This is a genomic window from Lichenicoccus sp. (genome assembly GCF_965276875.1).
GTDB lineage: Bacteria > Pseudomonadota > Alphaproteobacteria > Acetobacterales > Acetobacteraceae > Lichenicoccus.
Window position 1 is genome coordinate 3,791,872 of record NZ_OZ255701.1, and the last position, 26,713, is coordinate 3,818,584.

Consider the following 26,713-nt stretch of genomic DNA (forward strand, 5'->3'; position numbering starts at 1 on the left):
TCTCAAGGGCGAGGCTTTGGCGGCTTCATCAGGGTCCTGGCCAGGGCCTCGTTCCAGCCGTCGATCAGCGTCCGGCGCAGCTTCGGTTCCATCGCCGGTTTGAACGCGGCACCTTGCGTCCAGACTTTGCTGATCGCATCGAGGCTGTCCCAGACGCCGGTGGCGAGGCCCGCGAGAAACGCCGCGCCACGCGCGGTCGATTCCAGCTCTGTGGGCCGCTCGACCGGAACGTCGAGGATGTTGGCGAGAAACTGGCAGAACCAGTCATTCGCCGCCATGCCGCCATCGACACGGATCGCCCGCGCCTCGCCGCCGCCGTCATCCTGCATGGCGGCGGCGAGATCGAGCGTCTGGTAGGCGACGGACTCGAGCGCGGCACGCGCGATATGCGCGGCACCGCTGCCCAGGGTAAGACCGCAGATCAGTCCACGCGCATCCGGGTCCCAATGCGGTGCGCCAAGGCCGGTAAAGCCCGGCACCATGTAGACGCCATGGCTGTCTGGCACTTTGGTCGCCATGTCGTGGGTGTCCGAGGCGCGCGTGATCAGGCCGATGCCGTCGCGCAGCCATTTGATCGCGGCCCCGGCGACGAAGATCGCCCCTTCCAGCGCATAGGTCGTTTGCCCATCGAGGCGGTAGGCGATCGTGGTCAGCATGCGGTTGTCCGAGCTGACCGCCTGCTCGCCGGTGTTGAGCAGCATGAAGCAGCCGGTGCCATAGGTGGATTTCGCGGTGCCCTTGGCAAAACAGGCCTGACCGATGACCGCGGCCTGCTGGTCCCCTGCCATACCCGCAATCGGGATCGCGCGCCCGAACAGGCTGTGCTCGGTTTCGCCAAAGATGCCGGCGTTGTCGCGCACTTCGGGAAGCAGCGCGGACGGGATGTCGAACAGGCGCAGCAGTTCGTCGTCCCAGGCGTGCTCGTGGATGTTGAAGAGCTGCGTGCGACAGGCATTGGTGGCATCGGTTGCATGCACGCGGCCGCCAGTCAGACGCCAGAGCAGGAAGCTGTCGATGGTGCCGAAGGCGAGCTTGCCAGCCTCGGCTCGGCTTCTGGCGCCTTCGACCTGATCAAGGATCCAGCGCAGCTTGGAGGCCGAAAAATAGGGATCGATCAGCAGGCCGGAGCGATCCCTGATCGTCGCCTCGGCGCCCTGCTCGCGCAAACGATCGCAAAAGCGAGCGGTCCGGCGGTCCTGCCAGACGATGGCGTTATAGACCGGCTTGCCGGTCTCGCGGTCCCAGACCACAACGGTCTCGCGCTGGTTGGTGATGCCGATGGCGCTGATCGCCTCCGGTCCGCCTCCCGCGGCCTCGATGGCCGCGCGCGCGGTCGCCATCGTATCGCGCCAGATATCCTCCGGATCGTGCTCGACCCAGCCGCGCTCGGGGTAGTGCTGCGCGAACTCGCGTCGCTCGGTGGCGAGCGGACTGGCCTGCCGGTCATAGACGATCGAGCGTGTGGACGTTGTTCCCTGATCGATTGCCAGGATCTGGTCCTTGGTGGCCATTGCTGATCTCCCCTGCGTAAAAGGCTTCATGTGAAGTCCTGTCAGGTCGGCGGTGCCGCGCCGCGGCATGCCGGCGCTGGCGGTTAGACTTTGTCTACCGTCTTATCCGCACCATTTTCGGGCCGCCCGGTTTGCATGTAGCGTAGCAGCCGGACGCCCTCCTCGGCCGAGACATGCAGGCCCAGCTTCGAGCGCCGCCACAATATATCCTCGGACGTCCCCGCCCAATCCTGGTCCATCAGGTAGTCGACCTCGCGCGCGATCAGGGAGCTTCCGAAACGCTCGCCGAGATCATCAAGCGTGCTGGCGCCGGCGAGGATTTGGTAAACCCGGGTGCCATAGGCCCGTCCAAGCCGGAGTGCCAGATCCGAACCCAGGAACGGCGCACGCCTGCGCAGATCGACAAGAAACGGGTCGAAGCGGGCATTGTGCATGTCGCCACCGGGCAGCGGCTGGCGCTCGGTCCAGGCGCGTGTCCAGGCGGACGAAGCGTCCTCGATCGCCGGCACCAGCTTTTCGAGCGCGTGTTCCGCGAGCTTGCGGTAGGTTGTGATCTTGCCGCCACCGGCACGTCGGTGGTGCCGATCAGCGTGAAGCGATGCTCGTAGGGAATGGCGAAGACGATGCGCCTGTCCGGGTTCTGCAGGATGTAGGCCTGGCCGCCTTCATACAAGCGAGGCACGACAATATAGCTACCCTTGACCAGCCGGACGCCCTTGTCGTTGCGCACCGAAAGCCTCTCGTGCAGCAGCTCGCTGACCCAGGAGCCGGAGGCGTTGACCAGGGCGCGCGCCAACACCGCCGATCGGTGCCCGTCTTGCGTGCGTTCGAGTTCCGCGCGCCAGAGCCGATCCTGACGGTGGGCGGAGACCAGTCGCGTGCGTGTGCGGATTTCGCAGCCCTGTTCCGCGGCGCCGCGCGCGTTCAGCGCCACCAGCCGTGCGTCCTCGACCCATGCGTCCGAGTAGATGAAGCCCCGCTTGACCCTTGGCTTGAGCGGCGCGCCATAGGCGGATCTGCTGAACCGCACGCTGCTCGATCCTGGAAGGCTGCGCCTGCCGCCAATATGATCGTAGAGGAACAGGCCGAGACGGACGAGCCAGGCCGGCCGCATTGCATCCTCATGCGGCAGCACGAAACGCAGCGGCCAGATGATATGCGGCGCAATCCGGATCAGCCGCTCACGCTCGCGCAGGGCCTCGCGTACCAGCTTGAAGTCGTAATATTCGAGGTAGCGCAGGCCGCCGTGGATCAGCTTGGTCGATGCGGACGACGTCGCTCCCGCCAGGTCGCCCTGCTCAACCAGCAAAACGCGCATCCCGCGCCCGCGTGCGTCCCGCGCGATGCCCGCCCCGTTGATGCCGCCGCCGACGACCAGCAGGTCATAAGGAGGGTCGGGTCGCGGGCTTGCGTGCATAGGTGAGTTGACAGTGGTAGACCCGCGCTTTCAAGCCAACAACCGCGCGATTCAGGCATGCGCTTGAGTTGATTGCGGCATTCAGATACGGGTCGCGTTGACCAGCACGACAGCAATGATGCAGGGCTCGGTGCCGCGCACGCTCCAGCTATGTACGGTGCCGCGCTGAACAAAGAGGTCACCCGGCTTCAGCAGCGTCTCGCCGGCCTCGAGAACCGCATGCATCTCACCACTCAAGACCACGATGTAATCGATGGTGGCGGTCTTGTGCATCATCGGATCGGAGGATGTTTCGTCGTGCGCGTCATGCGACCCGATCGAAGCGAACGCGGCGCCAGCGTCGGCACCATCACGCCAGGCGCTGTCGGGCGGAAACTCCACGATCCGGAAGAGCGATCCGCCGGCCGGCGGCTCAAGCCGCACAGGTCGTTCGACCGCGTCATCGATGCCGCTGTTGTTGGCGGGTGTGGTCGTTGTCTCCCAGACATCGGTCAGGGCAAGACCAGGCATCGACGCCATCTCGGCAACACAGGCCGCCTCGCCATCAAATACGATACAGGAACGCCCGTGCTGATCCAGCCCGGTGACGACCCTTCTGAAACGCTTGACCACGGACGCTCTCCTTGATGTCCCAGGAAGACTAGGCTAGTATTGGACAGTCAATCAAGTTTCTTGCTCACCTGTCTGCCTTGTGCGCAGCATGACGGATTGCGGTTCTTGGGCTTGCGCTGCACGGAGCCGTTCAACACCATGCGGGTCCAGGCGAAGGACGAATGAGAGAGTTGTTGATATGAAGGCGGCGCCGACGATCTCAGCCTCGCGCGACGCGGCGCGGTTGCCCGAAGACGCCACCGCCCGCACGCGCATCCTGGATGCGGCGGAGGAGTTCTTTTCAGAATATGGTTTCGACGGGACATCGTTGCGGCAGATCGCCCTCCGGGCAGGCGTGCCGGCAGGCTTGATCGGCTATCATTTCACGGGGAAACTCGGACTTTATTGCGCGCTCTTCGAGTCACGGACACCGTCGATTGTCGAGCAGAGAAACATAGGGCTCGCCTTGGCCGAGCTCGAGGATGATCCTGACCGCCGTCTGGAGTTGATCCTCAAGGCCGTGCTGGTGCCGATGCTCAGAATGACATCGCAGGACAGCGGCAGCCGGTTTGGCCTGTTGTTGGCGCGCGAGGTGAGTGACCCGCGTTCGTCCGAGCGCGGCATCGTCGAGAAGATGCTCGACCCGATCGCGGTGGCCGTCACCGACCAGCTGCGCACGCTCCTGCCCAAGCACTCCGAAGCCGAGATCCATTGGGCCTACCACACCATCGTTGGCGCCATGACCTACATGATGCTCGATTCCGGTCGCATTGTCCGGTTGAGCAAGGGGGCGGCCGACCCCAGGAACGTGGACGCGATGATCCGCCATCTCACCGCCCTGCTGTTGAAGTGCCTGCAAGGTCCGCCCGCCCTCCTCAAGGATACGTCCTCGTGAAGCTTGTCACCTACCAATGCGGCGGCAGCGCCGCACGCGCCGGCGCCGTGATCCATGACGGGACGGACATCGTCGACCTCGCCGCCGCCAGCGCCGGGCGCGGCTGGGATCAGGCGCCCTATGCGAGCGTGCTGGCGATGATCGAATCCGGCGACGCGGCTCTTGCCCAGGCCTATGACCTGCTCACCGCGCCGCCAGGCGAGGTGGTCGTCGCGGTTGCCGATTGCGTGCTGCACGCGCCGCTGCAGCCTCCGGTGCAGATGCGAGATTGCCTGTGTTTCGAGGGCCATTTAAAACAGTCCTATCGCAACATGCGCGAGATGCGCGCGCAGCGATCCCCCGATCCGGCGGCGGCGATGGCCGAGATGGAGCGCGACGGGATCCTGACAATCCCCAAAGTTTTCTACGAGCAGCCGATCTACTACAAGGCCAATCGCTTTGCCGTCATTGGCACCGGCCATGACGTAATCTGGCCAAGCTACAGCGAGGTCATGGATTTCGAACTGGAGTTCGGGCTCTATATCGGCAAGCGCGCATGCGATGTCGCAGCGGAAGGGGCGCGCTCCTACATCTACGGCTATACCATCTTCAACGACATGAGCGCGCGGGATGCGCAATGGGCGGAGATGGGCGGCCAGCTCGGGCCGGCCAAGGGCAAGGACTTCGACACCTCGAACCCGATGGGTCCCTGGCTCGTGACGGCCGATGAACTTACCGATCCCTACAACCTGACGATGATCGCCCGGGTCAACGGCGAGGAATGGACGCGCGGCAAGACCAGCACGATGCACTGGAAATTCGAGGACCTGATCGCCCATATTTCGCGCAGCGAGACGCTCTATCCTGGCGAGTTCCTTGGATCGGGCACGATCGAGGGCGGCTGCGGCATCGAGCATATGCGGTTTTTGCAACCAGGCGATGTGGTCGAACTCGAGGTCGAGGGGCTGGGTGTGTTGCGCAACCGGCTGGTCAGGCCGGACCATCCGGGAGGGCGCGTCTGATGGATAACGATCCGATCATCGTCGGCTGGGGACATAGCCAGTTCGGCAAGCTGGATGAGAACTTGGAACAGCTCATCGGCGCGGTCACGCGCGAGGCGATCGCCGACGCCGAAATCGATGCGCAGGAGATCGACGCAGTTTGGCTTGGCCACTTCAACTCCGGCCTGATCGGCGACGGCTTCTGCTCGTCGATGGTGCTGGCCGCGATGCCGGCGCTGCGCTTCAAGCCGGCAACGCGTTGCGAGAATGCCTGTGCCTCGGGCGCATCCGCGATCTACGCGGCGCTGGACGCCGTGCGCAGCGGCCGCGTTACGCTGGCACTCGTGGTAGGCGCGGAGAAGATGAGTGGACTGACTTCGGCGGCGGTGACCAAGGCGTTGTCGGGTGCCAGCTACCAGGCGGAAGAGCGCGATTTGTCGTTCCCGCAGATCTTCGCGCGCTTTGCCGTTGCCTACGCCGAGGAGTATGGCGATCCGGCGGAGGGCATGGCGCATGTCGCGGTCAAGAACCACCATAATGCGATGCGCAACCCGCTGGCGCAGATGCACCGGCAGATCGACCTTGAGTTCTGCCGCCATGTCTCCGAGCGCAATCCGATGATTGCCGATCCGCTCAAGCTCAGCGACTGCTCGCTGGTGTCGGATGGGGCCGCGGCACTGGTGGTCGCGCCCCGGCATATGGCCAAGCACTTCCGTCGCGCTGTCGGCTTTCGCGCCGCCGAGCAGGTCAACGATTTGCTGCCGATGTCGGCCAAGCGGCTGGCGGCGTTCGAAGGTCCGCGCGAGGCGTTCCGTCGCGCCTATGCTGCGGGCGGAGTTGGGGTGGATGATCTCGATTTCGCCGAGGTGCATGACTGCTTCACCATCGCCGAACTGCTGTCGATGGAGGCGATGGGGCTGGCCGAACCGGGCCGCGCATCGGGCTGCGTCATTGAAGGGCAGACCCAGCGGGACGGGCGCCTGCCGATCAACCTGTCCGGCGGGCTGAAGGCAAAAGGCCATCCGGTCGGTGCCACCGGGGTGTCGATGCACGTGCTGGCGGCGCGGCAACTGGTCGGCGAGGCGGGTGACATGCAATTGGCGCGTCCGCCCGGCCTGGGTCTCTGTTTCAACATGGGTGGCGGCGCGGTGGCGAACTGCGTCTCCATCCTGGAGCCGATCCGCTGAGGGAGCCCGCGCCACATGTCCAGGACCACAATCCATCCGCGCGCCATTGACGCAATCGCCGATCTGCTGACCGACGGCATGACGATCTGCGTCGGCGGTTTCGGCCTATGCGGCATTCCCGAACGCCTGATCGATGCGATGGCCGAGCACGGCGCGCGCGATCTGACCATCGTGTCGAACAATGCCGGGATAGACAATGTCGGTTTGGGCAAACTGCTGCGTTCGCGGCAAATCCGGAAGATCGTGGCGTCCTATGTCGGCGAGAACAAGGAATTCGAGCGTCAGTACTTGTCGGGCGAACTTGAGGTCGAGTTCTGCCCGCAAGGCACGCTCGCGGAACGCTGCCGGGCAGGCGGTGCCGGAATTCCCGGTTTCTACACCAAAACCGGCGTCGGAACCCTGGTCGCGGACGGCAAGGAGCTCAAGGAGTTCGACGGGCAGACCTACATCCTCGAACGCGGCATACGCGCGGACCTCGCGATCATCAAAGGCTGGAAGGCGGACGCTTCAGGCAACATGATCTTCCGCAAGACCGCCCGCAACTTCAATCAGACCATGGCGGCCGCCGGCCAGGTCTGCGTCGCCGAAGTCGAGGAGATCGCGGCCGTCGGCAGCCTGGACAAGGACAATATCCATCTCCCTGGCGTGTATGTCGATCGCCTGGTCCAAGGTGATCATTACGACAAGCCCATAGAGTTTCGCACTATACGCGAACGGAGTGCCGCCTGATGCCGTGGACACGCGAACAGATGGCAATCCGCGCGGCCCGCGAACTTCGTGACGGCTACTATGTCAATCTGGGCATCGGCATTCCGACCATGGTCGCCAATCACGTGCCCGCCGACATCGAGGTAACGCTGCAATCGGAAAACGGCATGCTGGGGATTGGCCCGTTTCCCTTTGCCGGCGAGGAGGACCCGGACCTCATCAACGCCGGCAAGCAGACGATTTCGGAACTGGCATCGTCGAGCTACTTCTCGTCTTCGGACAGCTTCGCGATGATCCGCGGTGGCCATATCGACCTCACCGTGCTGGGCGCGATGGAGGTATCGCAGCATGGCGACATGGCCAACTGGATGATCCCCGGCAAGATGGTCAAGGGAATGGGCGGTGCGATGGATCTCGTCGCCGGCGTCAAGCGGATCGTCGTGGTGATGGAGCATACCTCCAAGCACGGCGAGCCTAAGTTCGTCCCGGCCTGCACCTTGCCGCTGACCGGCAAGACCGTCGTGGACCTGATCATCACCGATCTTTGCGTGTTTGACTGGGACGATCGCCAGGGCTTGTTCCGGCTGACCGAACTGGCGCCTGGCGTCTCCCGCGAAGAGGTCGCCACCCGGACGACGGCGCGCTTCATCACCTGATCTGACGGGGCGGACATCGTAGCCCGCGGGCATCAGCCACAATATTGCACTGCAAAATAATCAAATCACGTACTCTGCAATATTGTATATCCGTTCAAATCTGTTAATAATGGGGTCAAGGCCGACAGAGCGGCTGGCCCTCGCTCGATCGTGGGCGCCTTTCGACTATTGTCCTGCGCCCGGGCTGAATGCTTGGGCCGCGGACGTATCGACTTGCACATAATAATCGTCGCGGGGAGATCGCGTTGCGCGTCCATGAACGGTCTCTGATCATCGCAGGGCTATTGCTCGGTATCCAGAATACATCTGCCATGGCCAGCGAAGGGCTGACGGCCTATGTCCCCGGAGCGACCACCGGCATCCCCGTCGGTGCCTTGCCGCCGCCCGGCCTGGCGGCAAGCAACGACAACTATGTCGTGTTCGGCGAGGTCAGGGATGGCGCGGGCAACAAGGTCCCGATCAAGGTGACCAACTGGTCCACCAACGTGTCCCTGCTCTATGCGTCATCGTTTCATATGCTTGGTGCGCAGTATGGCGCGGGCGTTGTGGAAATTCTTGCGGACCATCAGGTCGATGCCACCGAAATCGGCGGACGCTCTACCGGATCAACCGGCCTGTTCAACACCATCCTTGAGCCGTTGATCCTGTCGTGGAACCTCAAGAACGGCGTCTTCGTGTCGATCGGACAATCGTTCTATTTGCCGGACGGCGAGTTCCACCAGGTGGGCGGCGTCAGGTCGCAGACCTCATATGCCAACGGCTATTGGACCTACGAGCCGAGCCTGGCGATCTCGTACCTCACGAACGGCTGGGATTTCACCGCAAACAACATCTATGACGTCAACACAGAGGATCACCACACCAATTATCAATCCGGCGATCTGTACTATATCGATCTCACCGCGATGAAGACGGTCGGCGATCTGTCAGCCGGCCTGATCGGCAACTACACGCAGCAGACTGGCCCTGACAAGCACGATGGTGCCACCGTCGGTAACGGCAATCGCGTGCAGCACGTCATGCTTGGCCCATTGCTCGGCTACACGTTCAAACGCTTTCGGTTGACCGGCCGATTCCTCACCGACGTGCGCACGCGCAATGATGTCAGGATCTCGGAATTCCATATTGGAATCAGCACGAACTTCTGAATATCACGGCAAACAAGGCGCTCGGAGAGGAGAAGTCCGTTGAGACAGCGCTGGGTGGCTCTCGCCATCATCTTCGGCTCGTTCATCCAGTTCACGCTGAACTGGTTTTCGATCATCCCGATGTTCCACGATCTGCTCGTCGACCTGCGTATGACGCCGCTGCAACTCGGTGCCGTCATCAGCGCCTTCATCGCCGGTTACGGCGTGTTCCACCTCCCGGGCGGCATGCTCGCCGAGCGCTACGGCATGCGCACGGCGCTGCTGGCGGGCATCCTGATCGAGGCCGTCGGCGCCCTGGTGAGTGGCCTGACCCCGAGCTATGGCCTGTTGCTGGTGGGGCGCTTCCTTTGCGGTGTCGGCGGCTCGATCTATCTCGGCAGCGCGGTCGGGTTGACGACGGCCTGGTTTCGGGACCGCAATCTGGCTATCGCCAACGGCTTGACCACAGGGGTCGCGTTTTCACTCGGTGCCGCGATCGGGCTGTTCGGTTGGGGGTTCGTGGCACTCTGGATTGGTTGGCGGCCAGCCATTGTCGTTGGCGCCGCGATCAGTTTTCTGACGTGGCTGGCAATGCTGTTCCTGTATCCGGAGCCGCCGGGGCAGGCGGGCTGCGCACCCGACGACCCGCATCATAGTCTTGCCTCCTTAATGCGGGTGCTCGGCGACCCGACTCTCTGGATCATGAGTATCGCCTTCGTCGGCGGTTACGGCAGCTACTTCGCCACCGCGGGCCTGTTGCCCGGCTACGCCGAACAATTGGGCGCATCGGCAGCCTATGCCGGGTCGCTGAGCGCGGTACTGGTGCTGAGCGGCATTGTCGGTGCCTTCATCGGCGGCTGGCTCGGCGACAAGGTGCTCGGCGTGGTGCCGACCTTTCTGCTCGGCTGCACGATCGAGGCCGGCGCGCTGCTCGCGATCCCGTTCCTTGGTCTGCGCATGCTCTGGCTTCCCGCCGCCCTGATCGGCGGTAGTGTGATCATGGCCTTCGTCACCTGGATTGGGTTACCCGGGCTGATGGGGCGTCGCTTCCGTCCGAGCGACGTGCCGACCGCGGCGGGCCTGATGTTGACGCTGGGGGCGATCGGCGGCGTCATCATCCCGCCGCTCTATGTCGCGGTCGCCAGCCGCTATGGCGCGGCCGCCGGCTGGAGCATGGAGGGGTTCGTCTCGCTCGGTTTTGCATTGATTGCCCTGGCTGGCTGGCGACTGCAGGCTTGGGGCGACCGGACCAACGCTGTGCAGTAGGGCCAGACCGTCCACGGCACGTGGATTTGCTAAGCAGGTGATCGACGCCCGTGCATGGATGAACACTTATCCGCGCCCACCCTGCCGCAGCTGACCGCCAACATCGTTTCCGTGCATGTCTTCCAGAACCTGATCGAATCGGGCGAGACACCGAACCTCGTTCCGAAATGACGGGAGAGGAATGGAGACGCTCGAGCGGCACGTGCCCATCGCCTTGGGCATGACGGTCGACGAAAACCGGACCAGGCAGATTGGGCCCGGGCGCAGGCGGGAGGGAACGCCGGCTGAACCTGCGGGCAGAAGGTCGCGCAACGAGCCTCGGGGAGCAAGGGCGCTCGGAAGAAGGCAGCCTGACAGGCGCATTATCCTCGCGGCGATCGTTTGAAACATTGTTACGTCGCGCTCCCAGCGAGGGCTGCAGTCAGATGCCGCACGAAGGCTGTTACCTTGGGATCGACCAGCCGCCGCGAGGTGTGCAATGCCCAAAGCTCGGCCGGCGCGCCGCTTTCCACGCCCCAACAGACCAGCCGGCCAGCCGAGACGTCCTGGGCAACCAGCGAGCGTGGCAGCAGCGCTGCTCCACCACCGACCAGAACGGCCGCGCGCTGCATCGGCAGCGATGACAACCGGAGTACCGCTCGCGGAGAGAATCGGAGGGTTCGACCGCCCTCGCACACGGTCCAGACGGCACCCGCCGTGGGCGGCACATGCACGATCACCGGCAGCGCCGGCGGATCGGCGGCCCCTTTGGTCGGGCGCGGGAAACCGGGAGCGGCAATCAGCCACCGCTCGTCACGCAAGACGCAGCGCCCGACCAGGCGCTCCCGCGGCCCTGGGTCAACGCGGATGACGAGGTCGTAGCCATCGGCCGGCAGCTCGGCCATGCGGTTCTCCGCCGTGATCTCCAGCGAGACTTCCGGGTAGGCCTGCGCGAACGAGACCGCGATCGGCCCGAGTACCGTATCGGACAGCAGGGTTGGCGCGCTGACACGCAGGCGGCCGCGTGGTGGGCCCTCGGTGCCGACACCCTCCGCCGCCTGCGCCAACTCGGCCAGCAGGGGCCCGACCCGTTCTTGTAGCCGCACCCCCGCTTGGGTGAGCTGCAGACCGCGCGAACTGCGCTCAAGCAGACGGACGCCGAGCATGATCTCCAACGCGCCGACCCGTCGCGCCAGGGTCGCCTTGGGACGCCCGCTTATGCGGCTGGCCTGGCTGAAGCCGCCATGGGTCGCGACAAGGTTGAAATCGGCAAGTGCCGGCAGATCCATCGCCGGTCCACCAGTGGGACGCCATGTTCCATATCGATATCTTCGATCCGCTGCCAGGGCGCCCGATCTTTGGGGGGCAACGGCCAACGGAGCAATCGCATGACAATCCTGGCAATCGGCGGAACCGGACAGATTGGCTCCCTCGTTGTCGAGGAGCTGGCCCGGCATGGCGCCCAGGTGCGCGCGTTGGGCACCAAGCCTCGGCTTGGTGGTATGCCCCCCGGTGTTGAGCTGGTGACCGGCGACGTGCTCGACGTGGACTTCATGCGCGGCCAATTGCGCTCGGTGAGCACCGTCTTCTTACTGCATCCGGCTGTCGCGGACGAACTCACGAGAGCGTTGCTGAGCCTCGCTCTGATCGAGGAGGCTGGGATTGCGCGTATCGTCTATCTTTCGATGATCGGCGCCGATCGTTTTGCCGACTCGCCGCGCGCCGCCGCCAAGTTGGCAGCAGAGGCAACGATTGCGCGGCGGGGGCTTTCGGCCACCATCCTGCGGCCGAACGCCCTGTTTCAGAACGACATCATGCAAAAGGACGCTCTGATGTCCCGGCAAACCTACGCGACTCCGGTCGGTAGCATTGGCCTTACAATGATCGATGGCCGCGATGTCGCAGAGGTCGCGGCCCGCGAGCTGCTGCGGCGCGAGCGGTCCTGCGACCCGTTGCCGACGGAGACGATCGAGCTCGTCGGACCGGAATCGTTTACCGGGGAAAGCATTGTTCGCCTATGGTCGGAGGTTCTCGGCAAGCTGGTGACGTATGCCGGGGACGATCTTGAAGCGGTCCAGACAGCGTTCCGCACAGCGATGCCATCGGCGGACGCATACAGCCTGGCAATGATTTTCCGTGGCATTGTGCAGGAGGGCGTTCTCGGTGATCCGGGCGCCGCCGACCGGCTCGCGGGAATGCTCGGACATCCATTGCGGACCTACCGCGCTTTCGCCGAGGAGATCGTCGTTGCTGATAACCCGTAGCCTGGTCGGAATTGAGGAGCAAACTTCATGACGCGCGTCCTTCTGATCGGCATCAAGCCTGAAGCCGTCGACTATTCCGATCCTGATGTGCCGCCGGGAACCACCCCGGAGAAGATCGCGGCGGGGATCGAGGCGACCCTGTCGGATATGCAAGCGCGCGGCTGGGAGGCGGCCTTCTGCTCAATTCTGGCCGACGACAGTGCCGAGGCGACGATCGCAGCGTCGCTTGCAGAGCATTGGGACTGCATCGTCATCGGCGGCGGCATCCGCGTCCCATCACAAGGCCTGGCGCTATTCGAACGGGTCATCAACGCCGTCCATCACGGCGCGCCCAAGACGCCAATCGCGTTCAACACCTCCCCAAGCGACTCCGCCGATGCGGCGGCAAGGTGGGTGACTGGGCGCTGATCAGCCGACCAGGACCGAACCGTTGTCTGGTGAGTGGAAAGCGGCTTCAAACTTTGCCGTTTCAAGGCCTCGCGCAAACTTCCGGGCAAACATAAAGCAATGACCAGGGCCATAGCGGCCTCTACTCCTCCGCCTACCCGCCGGAACCAGCACCGGCACATACGGATCGAACGCAGGCCCGCAACCAGCGCTGTGCTGGATAGTCGTCGTTGCGACGGTGCCAGCTCATCACATAGGCGCACGGTTCAAGCGCGAATGGCGGTTCCATGATCGCCAACCGATCGGTCCAACCCGCGACGACGCCGAGCATCAGGGTGGCGATGAGATTCGAGCCGGCGATCAGCTGCGGTGCCAGGTACATCTGCGAAAGTGTCAGAACCAGTGAGCGCTTCAGGCCATACTGCGCCAGCAGCGTGTCTGTATGCCCGAAATGGTCGCCTTCCGGGGACACCAGCAGGTGGTCGAGCGCCAGAAAGGTCTTGCGATCAATGGCAGGGCCGGCCGCGGGATGGTTCTTTCGGACGACGCACACGAAAGGCTCCTCGAACAACCGTTCGGTGAAGATACGGCCCGGCGCGCTGCTCGGCGGCACACCTAACGCCACATCCATTTCGCCACTGTCGAGCAACCTGATGGCTTCGTCCCTTGCCGTGAACGCACGCACATTCAGTCTGGCCGAAGGCGCCCTTGTATGAAGATAGCCCGCGAGCCCTTCGAGCAGCTTGTGCGCCGCGTGCTCCTGCATCGCGATGTTGAACGTGACCTGCGTGTCGTCCGGGTCGAAACTCTGTGCGTAGCCCAAGGTGCGACCGATCTCCGCCAGCGCCCGGCCGAGCGGTTCGGCCAGTTCGACCGCGCGTGGGGTGGGTTGGAGCCCGTCCTTGCCGCGCACAAAGAGCTGGTCGTCGAACAAGGTCCGCAGACGGGCCAGTGCTGCACTCATCGCCGGCTGCGTCCGGCCGATACGCTGGCCCGCCTTGGTGACACTTCGTTCGGCGATCAGCGCGTCGAACGCTACGAGAAGGTTCAGGTCAACGCCGTATAAATCCATGGGATGGATACTTACGCATGACAAAAAACGATGCAAACCTTGGGGCCGAACGTGGTTTGCTTCGTGTGAGGACCGAAGCGAGCTTGCCCCAATGGACCATCACCCATCCGGCGGCTTAACAAACGCCGATTTGCAGGCACTCCAGACGCTGTATCGCGCCTTCAATGTCGGCGATCCAGAACTCCTGGACGCAGCACTCGCGGAGAACTGGGAAGACACGCCGATGGCGCCGGGACAGCAGCCCGGTCGCGCGGGCATGAAGCCGATGCTGTTGGCGTTCCGCGCCGCTTTCTCCGACCTTCGCCTCGCGCCGGAGGAGATCGTTGGCCTCAGTGGCCGTGCGGCGGTCCGCCTTACGCTCAGCGGGCGCCATACGGGAGACTGGATGGGCGTGCCGGCGACGGGCCGCCCCTTCGCCATCGCCATGCACGAATTCCATCACTTCGAGGCCGGCCGCATCACCCACACCTGGCACCTGGAAGATTGGGCAGGCTGGCGGCAGCAGGTGACCGCGGCCGCCGAACCAACCGCCGAGCAGAAGGCGGAGATCATTCACCGAACAACAGACATGTTCGCGTCCTACTTTGGCGACGGCGTGCGTCCGTATACCATGGTCCTCGTCGATGAAGTCGTGGATGGCGGGTTCGGCCGCGCGGACGAGGTGTTCGATCTCAAAGCACTGGCCGCGATGATGGATCAACAGAAGGGCGCCGCTGGCTGACCCCGCCCGCTCGCCCACTTCATCAACGGGGAGGCTACACATGCCCACATACGCGCGTGCGGCAATCGTCACCGGATCATCCAAGGGCATTGGTGCCGCCGTCGCCCTGCGGCTGGCGGCGGACGGCTTCGCCGTCGTGGTGAATTATTCCAGTAGCGCAGCACCCGCCGAGGAGCTGGTGCGCAAGATCGAGGGAGCGGGTGGTTCAGCCATCGCCATCAAGGCAAACGTCGGCGAGGCGGCCCAGGTCGCCGAACTATTTGCGCAAGCCGAGCAAGCGTTCGGCGGTGTCGACGTTCTGGTCAACAATGCCGGGATCATGAAGCTCGCGCCACTTGCGGAAACGACGGATGAGCTGTTTGACCAAACAATATCGGTGAACCTGAAAGGCACCTTCAACGGCATGCGCGAGGCCGCCAGGCGACTGCGCGAGGGCGGCCGCATCATCAGCTTTTCATCGAGCGTCGTCGGCTTGTTCCAGCCGACCTACGCCGCCTACGCCGCGACCAAGGCCGCAATCGAGGCGATGAGCCGCATCCTTTCCAAGGAACTGGGCGATCGCAGGATTACGGTCAACGCGGTCGCGCCCGGGCCCGTCGCAACGGAGCTGTTCCTCCAGGGCAAGGGCGACGACGACATCAAGCCGATTGTCGGCCGCACGCCGCTCGCACGGCTGGGTGAGCCCGTGGACATCGCGCGCGTAGTCTCGTTCCTGGCAGGGCCAGATGGCGCCTGGATCAACGGGCAAGTCCTGCGCGCCAACGGCGGAATCATCTAGGGAGCAGTGCGATGACGCAGGTCGCCTTGGTGACGGGCGCGTCCAGCGGCTTTGGCCGAATGATCGCGGAGGACCTCGCCGCCGCCGGGCTGATCGCCTACGCCTCCATGCGGGAAACGCGAGGCAAGAACGCCGAAACGGTCGCCGAACTGGCGTCGGACGCAAAGCAAAAGGGCATCGACCTGCGCACGGTCGAGCTGGATGTGCAGGACCAGGGATCCGTCGATGCCGCGGTGGCCGGCATCATGCTGGAGCACGGCAGCATCGACGTGCTGGTCCACAATGTCGGCCACATGGTTTGGGGTCCGGCGGAGGCCTTCACTCCGGAGCAGCTCGCGCAGGTCTACGACATCAACGTGCTGAGCACGCAACGGATTAACCGGGCCGTGCTGCCTCACATGCGCGAGGCGCGGCGTGGGCTGTTGGTCTGGATTTCGTCCAGCAGCGTCGCCGGGGGCATCCCGCCGCTGCTCGGGCCATATTTCGCCGCCAAGGCCGGCATGGACCAGCTCGCCGCCTGCTACGCTCGCGAACTCGCGCCGTTCGGGATCGAAACGGCGATCGTCGTGCCCGGCGCCTACATCAAGGGCACAAACCACTTCGCTCATGCCGGCCAACCAAGCAACGAGGCTCGCGTCCACGCGTATGAGGCCGCATGGCCGGCCAACTTCGCCGACCGAATGCAGCAGGCACTCGCCGCCACCAATCCGCCCGAGGCCGACCCTACCGAAATTGGACGGGCGGTGGCGGCGATCGTGCAGCAGCCGTTCGGCCGGCGGCCGTTCCGTATTGTGATTGATCCTGCTGATGACGGGGCGAGCGTCAGCTTTCCTGTGGTTGATCGCGTAAGAGCACAATTTCTGCATCGCATCGGATTTCCCGAGCTGCTGCATCCGGCAATCAACTGAGCAGCAACCATGTTCGGCTGAACCAAGCCAGATCGGCGGCCCATGCAAAGATCAAAAACGCGTCGGGGCGCCGGACGAAAGTAACCATCTTGTTCTGATGACTGATCCAGAAGGTTTGACTGCTCCGTTCACGTGTGTGGTCGCCGATGGAATGCCTTCGAGGACACGAGAATGGGCAAGTTGGACGGGAAAGTCGCTGTCGTCACCGGCGGCAGCGCGGGGATGGGATTGGCAACAGCCAAGCTGTTCGTTCACGAAGGTGCGAAAGTCGTTATCACTGGCCGCGACCAAGCGCTACTCGATGCAGCTGTGTGCGACATCGGGGATGGCGTCGAGGCATTCCGAAGCGACATTTCGATATTGGCCGATCTCGAGGCGCTTCGTGTGTACGTCGAGACAAAGCATAGTTGCGTCGACGTTGTCTTTGCAAATGCGGGTGGCGGCCGACCCGGACTGTTCGAGCATGTGTCGGAAGACGATTTCGACTTCACCATCAACACCAACTTCAGAGGCACCTTCTTCACGGTGCAGACACTGGTCTCGCTGATGCCGGCCGGTGGCTCAGTGATTTTGAACACCTCTATCCTTGGCGCGCAGGGTCGCCCGGGTTTCAGTGTCTACGCAGCGACCAAGGCAGCAATCCGATCCTTGGCGCGGTCGCTTACGGCAGAACTATCCGCCAAGGGCATTCGGGTAAACGCCCTATTGCCCGGACATATCGACACGGATATCATGCGCAAGGCGGGCCTGAGTGGCGAGATGATTGAGCAGGTCAATGCACAGGCGCACGCCCAAATTCCGATGGGTCGCAGCGGCACCTCGGACGAGGTTGCAAAGGCTGTGTTGTTTCTCGCTTCAGACGACGCGGCCTATGTAACAGGCGTTGAGCTCCCCGTGGATGGCGGCTGGGCACAGGTCTGAACAAGGTCTCGCAAGACGCGTATGACGTCGCCGGCAAATGCGGAAGAACCTCGACGGAGACCATGTGGGTTTTCGTAATAGGGCAACCGAGTTTGGTGGTTCTGGGCAGCAGTCTGTGTCTTACGACACCATCACGCGTTACGAACGCGAGTATGCCCCCGGGCCGGTCCATGCAAATTCGGGCCAAGGCTTCAACAATCACGGTCGCCGGACAGTCGCCAGCGTCTTCCACATATCATATCAGCCCACAACCCGCGGACCTCTACTTCAACGAAGTCAGCGTTCGGTCTGTCTGCCAGACCGCACCGGCGCCTTGCCGCAGTTGTGTCTGGCAAGTCCTGCAAAATGGTTTGGGCGCGGCGGTCACGGTGGTGATCGCAATTGTTCCTTGATCGCGTGACGGCTCTGAGCGGGGGAGGATTGGCCGGGTCGAGGCTGGCGCTCTTGCGCCACCGCGAAGCGGCGCGGAGCGGCCTTGAGGCGGACAAGCCTCCCCCGCATCCTGGGTCATGCAGCCAAGGCTCGCAGGGTTTCTTTCTTGTGCTCCCGCAGGTGCTCCATGTTGAGATAACGTAACGCTTCAAGCCAACCCTCGTGCGTCTCGATGGCCAGCGCGCGTGAGAGGCGCAGGCAGCTGGCGGTGTTGGGGAAGATGCGCACCACCAGGGTGCGGCGCTTCAGCTCCTGGTTCAGCCGCTCCAACATGTTGGTCGACTTCATGTGCTTGTGATGGGCTCTGGGCAGCCGATAGTAGGTGAGCGTCTCTTCGACGTTCTCCTCCACCCAGGCCACCAGCTTGGAATACTTGCCCTGCCATTTGGTGACCCACTGGGCGATGTCGCGGCGGACCTCCTCGATGTCGCGCCGGTCATAAAACCAGCGCAGCTCCATCAGGCAGTCGTCGTCATGCTTGCGCGGCAGGTAATCCAACGCGTTGCGCAGAAAGTGCACGTAGCAGCGCTGCCAGGCCGCCTCGGGCAAGATTTCCCGGATCGCCGCCTTGAGGCCCGCGTGATCGTCGCTAACCACATACTCCACCCCGTGCAGGCCGCGCGTCCGCAGTCCAGCCATGAAGTCTCGCCAACTCGACCGGCTCTCGCGGTTGGCGACCTCCACGCCCAGCACCTGGCGCCGCCCCTCCCAATCCACGCCGATCGCAATCAGCACCGCCTGGCTGACAATCACGCCGCCTTCGCGCACCCGCTCGTAGCGGGCATCCACAATGAGGTAGGGATACGGCTCCTCCAGCCGCCGACCAAAGAACGCCGTCAGCTTCTCGTCCAGCCGCGACGTCGCCTCGCTGATCGTCGAGGCCGAGAAGCTGTGACCGCATAGCTCCTCGGTGATTGCCTTGACCTTCCGCGTCGAGACACCCTGCACATACATCTCCGCAAGCGCCCCGACCAAGGCCTTCTCCGACCGCTGATAGCGCTCGAACAGCTCCGTCGAAAAATGACCCGCCCGGTCCTGCGGAACCCGAAGCTCCAAAACGCCGACACGGGTGATCAGCTTGCGGTCGTAGTAGCCCGACCGATGGCCCACCCGCTCGGCCGTTCGCTCGCTCTTGCCAGCTCCCAGCGCCTCGGTCATCTCCGCCTCTAGCACCTCCTGCAATGCCGCCTGCAAAACCGCCCGAAAGCCGTTCTCGTCAGACAGCAGCAGCGCCTTCATATCCGCGCCCAATGGCGCTAAATTCAACTTGGTCATGGCATCGCCCTTCCACGGGGTTGGTGACTTCGAACATCACCACTTTGCCATGACCACCTCGCTACCGCGATTTTGCAGAACCTTCAGGACACTACCCTTGCCGCCATGCAGCGTCACTTTTGTTGCAAGGTCGTCCGCGCCGCCTGCGCTGTCGCCGGGGTAGCACCTGGGCCTTCCGCCTGCTCGAGCCAGGGCCTTGCGGTGGTGGTATCGCCGCGGGCGGCGGCACTCTCGCCGGCCTGAAGATAGAGGTCCGCCGCCGCCGAAGCGTTTCCGCCGCGCTGCGTGGCCAGGGCCGCTAGCGCCAGTGAGCCTGCCATGTCGCGATAGTCGAGCTGCGTGCGCTGGATCGCCGCCGCCGACTCTGCCGAAGCCGCGGCACGGGCATAGTTGCCGCGGAGCAAATCGAGTCGCGCGCTCAGTTCGTCGTGGCCCGACTGCCAGTCTGGGATTGGGTGTTTCGGGGTGCCAAGGGCGGCGATGGCGGCGCTCAGGCCGGCTTGGTCGTCATGTGCTGCCGCGATGCGGCCGCGCAGGCGGCTCGCCTGGACCCTTGTCGCGGGATCGGATTGCGCCAGTGCCGCGAGGGTGTCGGCCTGCCGGTCGGCGCCGAGATGGTGCAAGGCGGCCGCCTGCACCAGATCGAGGCCAGCGAACGCTGGAGCGTTTCGGGCGCGCAGCGCCGCGCGCGTGCGCAGCACGGTGGCGAGCGCTGGTGCCGCGTCGCCGGCGGCGAGTTGGGCGACGGCGAGGTCGTAGCCGAGATCGGCGATCGCGCCGGCATCGTCGCGCGCCAAGGCGAGGCTGAAGGCGTGCCGGTATTGCGTGACGGCCTGGTTCGGATGATCGAAATTCAGCGCCTCGCGGCCGGAATGGGCGGCCTGTTGGAGCGCCTGGTCGGTCGGCGGCGAGGGCGGCTGGCCGTGGCAGGCCGCCAAGGCGAGCAGGGCCGCGAGGCTGGTGGCGTGCCGCCTCACGGGCGCACCTGCCGCGAGGGCAGGCGCAATGTCTCGGGCTTGCTGGCGCCGCCGCCGAGCAGCCAGGAGCCGCGCAGTTGTTGCAGCAGCTTCTCGAGCTGCTCGGTGGTGGCCTGCGCCTGGATCAGCAAAGCCGGCAGATTGCTCGTGCTGACCGCGACGTTCTTGGTAATCGCAGGAAGTTGCCTGGTCGCGACGGCGGCGTTGCGCGAGATCGTTTTCGCGTTGGCGAGCACGGCGTGCGACTGGTCGAGCAGGCCGGGCAGTTTCGCCTCGACCGGTTGGAGTTGCGCGACCTCGCTCTTCAGGGTCGCGACCATTGCCTCCGCATTGCGGATCAGGGTGTCGTCGGTCAGCAGTTGTCCGGCGGTGCCGTGTCCCGCCTTGAGGCCGGCGAGCAGCGCATCCAGGGTCGCGGTGGCCTGGTTCGCATGGGCCATGATCGGCAGCAGCTCGGTGCGCACCTGCTTGAGCGTCTTGGTGATCAGTTCGGTCGGGTTCGGCTGCACCGTGGCCTGGATGACGGCAAAGCTCCAATCCATCGCAGCCCCCTTACCGCGGCTGACATCGATATAGGCCGCACCCGCGACCCCGTAGCGCAGCCGGATCGTGGCGGTGCTGTCGCGTCGTATGTAGGGGTCGGCCTGCCGCTCGATGCTGGCGGTGGCGTAGATCCTGCCGTCCGGGTTGAGCACGATACGGTCGACCGAGCCCATCTGTGTGCCCAGCACGTCGATCGCCGCCCCCGGTGCGAGACCGCCGAAATCCGATTGCGGCAGCAGGATGCGCAGCCTGGAGTCCGGATTGAGCCAGTGCCGCACCACCCCCGCCTCGAAGATCGCGCCGAAGAACAGCACGACGGCCAGCAGCACCAGCAGGCCGACCGCCTCATCGGTGTGGCGCAGGCGTAGCAATCCGCCGGTATCCTCGGGGCGGCGTCGATGTAGCATCAGTCCCCTCGCATCTGGGCCAGGCCGTCTTCGTGCAGCACCAGCCGGTGGCTGAGCGGAAAGCGCTGCGCCCGCCAGAACGACGCCTCACGGGTAAAGCAGATCGCCGCAGCCCCACGGTCCAGGGCTTGGGACAGCAGGTCCAGGAATGGCACCGTCAGGTCCGGACGATCGGCGCCGAGCGAGCTCTCGAACAGCAGCAGGTCTGGCGCACCGAGGAAGGCGCGCGCGCAGCCGGCCCTGACCAGGTCGCCCTCGGCAAGCTGGCCGGGCCGGGTCAGCGGCAGGCCCGGCAGCCCAAGCAGCCGTGAGATCGCCACTGCCGAACGGGTGATCTGGGCCGGCGGGGTGCGCGTATGGTGCAGCTGCGGCAGCATGATGCTGACATGCGTGGGCAGCATCGCCGGCCAGCCGCCGCGTTGGTGCGTGCGTCCGATGCGTCCGCGCAGGGCCGCCGCCCGTTCGCGGTCGAGCTCGCTCCAGTCATGGTCCATGCAGCGCACGGAACCCGCGCGCAGAACAATGAGACCGCTGCATAGATCCGCGAAGTCGGCGATCGTAGCAGGGTCGTGGGCCTCGATCAGGGCGCATTCGCCGGCCAGCAGACGCAGCTCCAGCGCCGCACTCGGCAGCGTGCTGGCATCGAAGGCGGACGACGCCGCGCGCAGCTCCAGGACCGGGGCGTGCTGCATCGCTACACCGCCACGGTCAGCAGGATGCTGGAGATCAGGATCGCCAGGATGCCGCGCACGAAGCCACGCGGCAGCAGGTCGGCCAGCTCGTCATCGGGCGACGCGGTCAGGCCGGTCAGACAGCAGCTCAAGCCCACCAGGAAGCCGATCACCAGCAGCTTGGCCGGCACCAGCAGGTCGTCGCGCGCACTCATCGCCGACAGCACCCGGTTGAGGAAGCTCCAGAGATTGTCCTGCTGGGTGCTGATCGCATTGCTGGCGACAAAGCCGAACACCAGCGCCGAAAAGCCGAACAGGATGCCGAGCGTAAAGCTGGAGACCGCAAACGCCAGGGTGCGCGGCAGCACCAGCAGCAGGAACGGATCGATCCCCTGGGCCAACATCGCGCGTGCCTCACCGCCGGTCTGCATCGTGCCAAGTTCGGCGATGGTGAGCATGCCGCTGCGTCCGAGCAAAATCACGCCGACCAGCAGCGGGGTCAGTTCGCGCAGCAGCACGGTGACCAGCAGCGTCCCGGCCAATTGCTTCTGTCCGGCGACACCCAGCCAGTAGAGCGATTCGTAGACCATCGCGAGGCCCACCAGGCAGGCGGTGACCAGGCTGGTGGCGAGACCGCCGCCGGTCGCCTGGCGCATGGTCAGCACGAACTGGTAGCGCACCGTGCGCCGCCAGGAGCCTGGTGTGAGTGCCACCCGCAGCACCCCCCAGCTTGCCGCCGACAGCATCAGCGGAAAGCCAACCCGCGAGCGTGTCGCGCGCCCGATGGTGGCGAGTGCGGACACCTACCGCCGTCCCGCCAGGATGAAGGTGCGCGCGGTGCCGGCCCCCGGCACGTAGAAGCGGCCGCGGGCGCGGAACAGGAAATGCTCGCGCAACGGCTGGTAGGCGCCTTCGCTGACCTGGATGTTGCCCGCGTCCGGGGCGCTTTGCGCCATCAGCTCGGCGGTGCGGATCGCGTCCCCCCAGAGATTGAACAAGCGCGGCTGTTCGCCAAGGCCGGCGCCCAGCGCGGATGCGAAATCGATGCCGATGCGGAACACCGGATCGACGCCGGATTGCGCCAGCAGCGCCAGGCACCGCTCGCGCGCCGCGAGGGCCGCGTCGGCAAGGCGCATCAGCGCGCCCGGATCGGGCGACGCGGTGCAGCCGGCGGCCGCGACCACGTGATGGCCGGTCAGCTTCATGTAGGGCAGGGCGAAGCGCGCCCCGATCGCCTGCAGCGCCTGGGCCAGGGCGTCGGCAATGGCGGCGGTGCCGGCCGGATCGGGCCGTGCAAGGGAATTGGCGTCGTCGAAGCGGACGATCATCGCGGCGACCGACGGAAAATAGCGCGCCGCCAGACCCGCTGGTGCCGCGTCCTCGTCGATCAGGCCGGAGCTGAACGGCTGCATCCCCTCCGCCGCCGCCCCGGGCGCGCCGGGGGTGTCCGCCCCAGTGTCCGCCGTCTGTCGCGACTCCGCCTCGGCGCCGATCCGGATAGCCGAAATGGCGGCGACCATGTGCGTGAAATGATGCGCGCGCGGTGTGTCGGCGGCGTCCTCGACGAGCACCGCGCCGGCGACGTTCTCGCCGTTGCGGATCGGCACCACCGACACCGCGCGGCTGCCGAACGGACGCATCACCAGCCGGTGCAGCTCCGCGGTGCGCGGGTCGGCGGCGGCGTCGGCGACGGTCATCGCAACACCGCCGGCGAGTGCTTCAAAGAAGTTCGGCAGTTCCGATTGCGAAAGCTGCATGCCCTCGACATGGTCGTGCTGTTTCGGGTCGAACTGGTCGTCGCAGGACAGGATGCGCCCGGCGCCGCGCAGCCGCCAGATGCCGGCGCGGCCGGCCTGGGTCAAAGCGGCAAGGTTCTCGGTCAGCAGCGGCGCCGGGCGGCCGCGGTCGAACAGGTCGGGCTGCGCGGCCAGCGCCTCGAGGGCGCGCGACTGGTTCAGGTCGGCCTCGCGGCTCTGCGCCAGCAGCCGCGCCAGGCGGTCGCCGCGACGGTTCTGACGCACCAGCAGTCCGCCCATGGCGGCGGCGAGTGCGACCGTGATCAGCGAGAGCAGCAGATGCTGGCGGGTGTTGGCCTGGGCGAAGGCGGTGAAGTCGCTCTCCGGGGCCGCGATCAGCAGGACCCAGTCCTGTGCCGCGGCGGGCAGCTGCGAGGCGATTGTGACATAGCGCCGGCCCTTGACGGTCAGGGTGCGATTGCCGAACCCCTCGACTCGAAAGCGATCGAAGGCCGCGGTCAGCGCCGGGTCGTGCAGGTCGGCGGTGGTGGCGTCAATCGCCGCGTTGCTGTTCGATTTGGTCAGCGCGATCATGTTGGCGGCGGCGATCACGGTGCCGTCGCGCTCGACGATGGCGGCGCGTCCGGTTTTGCCGATATGCAGCCGGGCGAGGAAGCCCGACAGCGCCTGCAAGGTGATGTCGACCCCGAAGACGCGCTTGGCTGTGCCGGATTGCAGCAGCCGGATGGAGGCGGAAATGCCGGGCGCGTGCGAGCTGTAGAAGATGTAGGGCTCCGACCAGAACACCGCCTTGCTGGCCAGGGCGCCTTTGTACCAGGCGCGTGTCCGCGGATCAAAGCGATCGTTCGGCAGCACATCATGCGAAAGGATTTTGCCGGTCTGGTCCATGCCGACCACGGAGACCTGCCGGGCGCCCGGCGGATTGAGGATCAGCTTGGTGCTGGTGCCGCCGTTCGCACCGCGGCTGACCATGATGAAGTCGCCGCCGCTGTTGGCCGCATAGAACGCCTGGAGTTGCGGCACCTGGTTGAGCATGCTGGCGGCGAAGCCCTGCAGCGCCTCCTCGCCGTCGCCGACGGCATGGCGCGCCACCATGTCGCGCGCGATCAACGCGGCCTGCGTCGCCGGGCTGAGATAGAGGCTGACCTCGTGGGCGATGCGTTCCTGCAGGCCGTGCAGCAGGTCGCGCGACAGCACCAGCGCGCCGGCGCGGTTGCTTTCGAAGCTGTAGAACGAGATGCCGAGGATCGAGGCGATCACCAGCACCACTGCCAGCACCGGCACGCCGATCCGGCGCGCGAGTTGCCGTCGTCGCTTGAAGCGGGTGCGGTCGATATCGACGATCTCGTCGACGGCCAACGATTCGTCTCCCCCGGTTGTCGCAATTAGTCGACGGTGGAGGGCCACCCTGCCACAGGCGGCCGCGCGCGATAAGACGGCTCAGGCCGCGGAGAAGCCGCCATCCACCGGCAGGCAGACGCCGTTGAGCATGCCGCTGGATTCGCCGAGCAGGAACAGGATCACGTCCGCGACCTCGACCGGTTGCGCAAACCGGCCCAGCGGGATGCGGGCGCGCATCGGCGCTGCCTTGGCCTCGTCGGACCACGCCTGCGCCGCCATCGGAGTCAGCGTGACGGTCGGATTGACGGCGTTGGTGCGGATGCCGTGCGGGCCGAGTTCCACCGCCATCACCCGGGTCAGCGCATCCAGGGCACCCTTCGAGGCGCAATAGGCCGCATGGTCGGCGAGCCCGACATTGGCCGCGATCGACGAGACGTTGACGATTGAACCACCTCTGCCGGCCGCGATCATTGCCGCTGCCACATGCTGGGCGATGCGCATGGGGGCGACCAGGTTGACCGCGAGGACCGTCTCGAAATCGGCCTGCGTGGTTTGCAGGAACGGCGCCAGCCGGCTGATCCCGGCATTATTGACCAGCAGATCGAAGCCGCCATGCGGCCGCAGACCGGCGAGCGTCGCCTCGACGTCGGCGACGTCGGCCGCGACCGCGTCGCAGCCGGTGTCGCGCGCCAGGGTCGCCAGATCGGCGGGATCGCGGCTCAGCGCCAGAACATACGCGCCCGCTTCGCGCAGCCGTTCGACGACGGTGCGCCCGATCCCCTTGCCGGCGCCGGTGACCAGCGCGCGGCGGCCGGAGAATGCGCCCATCAGCCGATCACGCCGTTGCGGGTCGAGCCCGGCGTCATCAGCACCTTGATGCTCTCCATCGAGTTCGCCACCTGGATCGCCTCGTCCCATGCATTCAGGTCGTACTCGTGGGTGACGATGCCGTCAGAGGTGACCAGCCCGCGCGACAGCAGGTCAATCGCGATCGGATAGCAGTACGGACCCAGATGCGAGCCGCGCACGTCGAGCTCCTTGCGGTCGCCGATGATCGACCAGTCGACGGATGTCTCGCGGCCGAACACCGAGAACTCGACGAAGCGGCCGAGCTTGCGGATCAGTTCGAGCCCCTGGACGACGCCGCCGGGCGAGCCGGTCGCCTCGATATAGACGTCGCAGCCATAGTCGCGGGTCAGCGCCATCACCTCGGCGCGGGCGTCCTGCCTGGCCGGGTTGATGGTGACGTCCGCGCCGTAGCGCCGGGCGAGTTCGAGGCGCTCGTCGGACATGTCGATGACGACCAGCTTGCGCGGGGTCTTGAGCTTGATGACCTGCACCATCATCAGCCCGATCGGACCGGCACCCGCCAGCACGACCACGTCGGCAAGCTGGATGTCGCCGCGCTGCACGGTGTGGATCGCGCATGACAGCGGCTCGATGATCGCGGCGTCGTTCAGGGGCATCTCGTTGGGGATCACGTGCAGCCGCGATGTTGCCGGCAGCTTCATGTATTCCGACATCCCGCCATCGGCGACCTCGCGCTGGAAGCCGAAGATGTTGTGCACCTCGCACATCCAATACGAACCCGTGCGGCAATAGTGGCACTTCTCGCACGGCACGATCTGCTCGGCGATGACCCGCTGGCCGGCGGCGATGCCGAAATGCTCGGCCGCACCCTCGCCGAGTTCATCGACGACGCCATAGAACTCGTGGCCCGGGATCACCGGCGGCTTGACCCAGCCGGTGCCGGGCTCGTCGCCCCAGAACATCTTGGCCCCCTGCCAGCATTTGCAGTCGCTGGCGCAGACGCCGCAGGAGGCGATCCGGATCACCGCCTCGCGTGGCCCGGCCGTGGGCCGCGCGACGTCGCTCACCCGGTAGTCCTCCGGGCCGTGGCAGACAACCGCGGTCATGCGTGTGTTGGAGCCGGACATACTCG

25 protein-coding genes and 1 pseudogene are annotated in these 26,713 nt (G+C 65.3%); 13 read left to right on the top strand and 13 right to left on the bottom strand.

The features are described from left to right. Positions 1-2: 2 nt before the first annotated feature. From glpK to ACQY4K_RS18395, 3 genes and pseudogenes are all read right to left on the bottom strand, one after another. Positions 3-1,511: a glycerol kinase GlpK gene (glpK, locus tag ACQY4K_RS18385; RefSeq protein WP_428391641.1), complete on the bottom strand. Its 1,509-nt coding sequence runs from the start codon at positions 1,509-1,511 to the stop codon at positions 3-5. Between the two features lie 83 nt (positions 1,512-1,594). Then, positions 1,595-2,928, bottom strand: a pseudogene (glpD, locus tag ACQY4K_RS18390) (glycerol-3-phosphate dehydrogenase). An 81-nt stretch (positions 2,929-3,009) separates the two neighbouring features. Continuing rightward, on the bottom strand, positions 3,010-3,540 hold the full coding sequence (locus ACQY4K_RS18395; RefSeq protein WP_428391642.1) for a cupin domain-containing protein: 531 nt from the start codon (positions 3,538-3,540) through the stop codon (positions 3,010-3,012). A 178-nt stretch (positions 3,541-3,718) separates the two neighbouring features. On the opposite strand from ACQY4K_RS18395, the gene ACQY4K_RS18400 reads away from it, so the two are divergent. The 7 genes from ACQY4K_RS18400 to ACQY4K_RS18430 all read left to right on the top strand — a co-directional run bounded on the left by ACQY4K_RS18400 (position 3,719) and on the right by ACQY4K_RS18430 (position 10,338). Then, the gene (locus tag ACQY4K_RS18400; protein ID WP_428391643.1) at positions 3,719-4,414 is read left to right on the top strand and encodes a TetR/AcrR family transcriptional regulator; all 696 of its coding nucleotides are present in this window, start codon (positions 3,719-3,721) and stop codon (positions 4,412-4,414) included. Beyond that, positions 4,411-5,415 carry a fumarylacetoacetate hydrolase family protein gene (locus tag ACQY4K_RS18405; RefSeq protein ID WP_428391644.1) on the top strand — a complete coding sequence of 335 codons (1,005 nt, stop codon included), beginning with the start codon at positions 4,411-4,413 and terminating at the stop codon, positions 5,413-5,415. Before ACQY4K_RS18400 ends, ACQY4K_RS18405 begins: the two co-directional genes overlap by 4 nt. Further along, on the top strand, positions 5,415-6,581 hold the full coding sequence (locus tag ACQY4K_RS18410) for a thiolase domain-containing protein (protein ID WP_428391645.1): 1,167 nt from the start codon (positions 5,415-5,417) through the stop codon (positions 6,579-6,581). Before ACQY4K_RS18405 ends, ACQY4K_RS18410 begins: the two co-directional genes overlap by 1 nt. A gap of 15 nt (positions 6,582-6,596) precedes the next feature. After that, a complete protein-coding gene (locus ACQY4K_RS18415) occupies positions 6,597-7,310 on the top strand; it encodes a CoA transferase subunit A (protein ID WP_428391646.1) in 714 nt (237 codons plus the stop codon). Further along, positions 7,310-7,945 (top strand): 3-oxoacid CoA-transferase subunit B, encoded by a 636-nt coding sequence (locus tag ACQY4K_RS18420; RefSeq protein WP_428391647.1) that lies wholly within the window; start codon positions 7,310-7,312, stop codon positions 7,943-7,945. The genes ACQY4K_RS18415 and ACQY4K_RS18420 overlap by 1 nt, the downstream gene beginning before the upstream one ends. A 311-nt stretch (positions 7,946-8,256) precedes the next feature. Continuing rightward, entirely contained in the window at positions 8,257-9,093 is an 837-nt protein-coding gene (locus ACQY4K_RS18425) for a SphA family protein (protein ID WP_428391648.1), read from the top strand. 39 nt (positions 9,094-9,132) lie between these two features. Further along, positions 9,133-10,338: an MFS transporter gene (locus tag ACQY4K_RS18430; RefSeq protein WP_428391649.1), complete on the top strand. Its 1,206-nt coding sequence runs from the start codon at positions 9,133-9,135 to the stop codon at positions 10,336-10,338. Positions 10,339-10,730: 392 nt separating this feature from the next. Here ACQY4K_RS18430 and ACQY4K_RS18435 read toward each other — a convergent pair whose 3' ends face one another. Then, entirely contained in the window at positions 10,731-11,606 is an 876-nt protein-coding gene (locus ACQY4K_RS18435) for a LysR family transcriptional regulator (RefSeq protein ID WP_428391650.1), read from the bottom strand. A 99-nt stretch (positions 11,607-11,705) separates the two neighbouring features. Between ACQY4K_RS18435 and ACQY4K_RS18440 the strand changes: the two genes are divergently transcribed. Then, positions 11,706-12,581: an SDR family oxidoreductase gene (locus ACQY4K_RS18440; RefSeq protein ID WP_428396213.1), complete on the top strand. Its 876-nt coding sequence runs from the start codon at positions 11,706-11,708 to the stop codon at positions 12,579-12,581. Positions 12,582-12,608: 27 nt separating this feature from the next. Further along, complete coding sequence (locus tag ACQY4K_RS18445) at positions 12,609-12,989, top strand: hypothetical protein (RefSeq protein ID WP_428391651.1); 381 nt, start codon at positions 12,609-12,611, stop codon at positions 12,987-12,989. A 133-nt stretch (positions 12,990-13,122) separates the two neighbouring features. Here the strand turns inward: ACQY4K_RS18445 and ACQY4K_RS18450 are convergent, their stop codons facing one another. After that, a complete protein-coding gene (locus ACQY4K_RS18450; protein ID WP_428391652.1) occupies positions 13,123-14,076 on the bottom strand; it encodes a LysR family transcriptional regulator in 954 nt (317 codons plus the stop codon). A gap of 55 nt (positions 14,077-14,131) precedes the next feature. Here ACQY4K_RS18450 and ACQY4K_RS18455 point away from each other — a divergent pair, with 55 nt between their 5' ends. From ACQY4K_RS18455 to ACQY4K_RS18470, 4 genes are all read left to right on the top strand, one after another. Next, positions 14,132-14,761, top strand: a complete 630-nt coding sequence (locus ACQY4K_RS18455; protein ID WP_428391653.1) for an ester cyclase — start codon at positions 14,132-14,134, stop codon at positions 14,759-14,761. 40 nt (positions 14,762-14,801) lie between these two features. Continuing rightward, entirely contained in the window at positions 14,802-15,539 is a 738-nt protein-coding gene (locus tag ACQY4K_RS18460; RefSeq protein WP_428391654.1) for an SDR family oxidoreductase, read from the top strand. An 11-nt stretch (positions 15,540-15,550) separates the two neighbouring features. Further along, the gene (locus ACQY4K_RS18465; protein WP_428391655.1) at positions 15,551-16,447 is read left to right on the top strand and encodes an SDR family oxidoreductase; all 897 of its coding nucleotides are present in this window, start codon (positions 15,551-15,553) and stop codon (positions 16,445-16,447) included. Between the two features lie 171 nt (positions 16,448-16,618). After that, complete coding sequence (locus tag ACQY4K_RS18470; RefSeq protein WP_428391656.1) at positions 16,619-17,368, top strand: SDR family oxidoreductase; 750 nt, start codon at positions 16,619-16,621, stop codon at positions 17,366-17,368. Between the two features lie 507 nt (positions 17,369-17,875). Here ACQY4K_RS18470 and ACQY4K_RS18475 read toward each other — a convergent pair. From ACQY4K_RS18475 to ACQY4K_RS18510, 8 genes are all read right to left on the bottom strand, one after another. After that, positions 17,876-19,075: an IS256 family transposase gene (locus ACQY4K_RS18475; protein WP_428390406.1), complete on the bottom strand. Its 1,200-nt coding sequence runs from the start codon at positions 19,073-19,075 to the stop codon at positions 17,876-17,878. 113 nt (positions 19,076-19,188) lie between these two features. Then, positions 19,189-20,052, bottom strand: coding sequence for a hypothetical protein (locus tag ACQY4K_RS18480; protein WP_428391657.1), 864 nt, complete (start codon positions 20,050-20,052; stop codon positions 19,189-19,191). Further along, positions 20,049-21,002: an MlaD family protein gene (locus ACQY4K_RS18485; RefSeq protein ID WP_428391658.1), complete on the bottom strand. Its 954-nt coding sequence runs from the start codon at positions 21,000-21,002 to the stop codon at positions 20,049-20,051. The genes ACQY4K_RS18480 and ACQY4K_RS18485 overlap by 4 nt, the downstream gene beginning before the upstream one ends. Further along, on the bottom strand, positions 21,002-21,694 hold the full coding sequence (locus ACQY4K_RS18490; RefSeq protein ID WP_428391659.1) for an ABC transporter ATP-binding protein: 693 nt from the start codon (positions 21,692-21,694) through the stop codon (positions 21,002-21,004). Before ACQY4K_RS18490 ends, ACQY4K_RS18485 begins: the two co-directional genes overlap by 1 nt. Before the next feature lie 2 nt (positions 21,695-21,696). Continuing rightward, complete coding sequence (locus ACQY4K_RS18495) at positions 21,697-22,476, bottom strand: MlaE family ABC transporter permease (protein ID WP_428391660.1); 780 nt, start codon at positions 22,474-22,476, stop codon at positions 21,697-21,699. Further along, complete coding sequence (locus ACQY4K_RS18500; protein ID WP_428391661.1) at positions 22,477-24,789, bottom strand: adenylate/guanylate cyclase domain-containing protein; 2,313 nt, start codon at positions 24,787-24,789, stop codon at positions 22,477-22,479. Between the two features lie 81 nt (positions 24,790-24,870). Then, on the bottom strand, positions 24,871-25,599 hold the full coding sequence (locus ACQY4K_RS18505; RefSeq protein WP_428391662.1) for an SDR family oxidoreductase: 729 nt from the start codon (positions 25,597-25,599) through the stop codon (positions 24,871-24,873). After that, a complete protein-coding gene (locus tag ACQY4K_RS18510) occupies positions 25,599-26,708 on the bottom strand; it encodes an alcohol dehydrogenase catalytic domain-containing protein (protein ID WP_428391663.1) in 1,110 nt (369 codons plus the stop codon). The genes ACQY4K_RS18505 and ACQY4K_RS18510 overlap by 1 nt, the downstream gene beginning before the upstream one ends. Between the last annotated feature and the right edge of the window lie 5 nt (positions 26,709-26,713).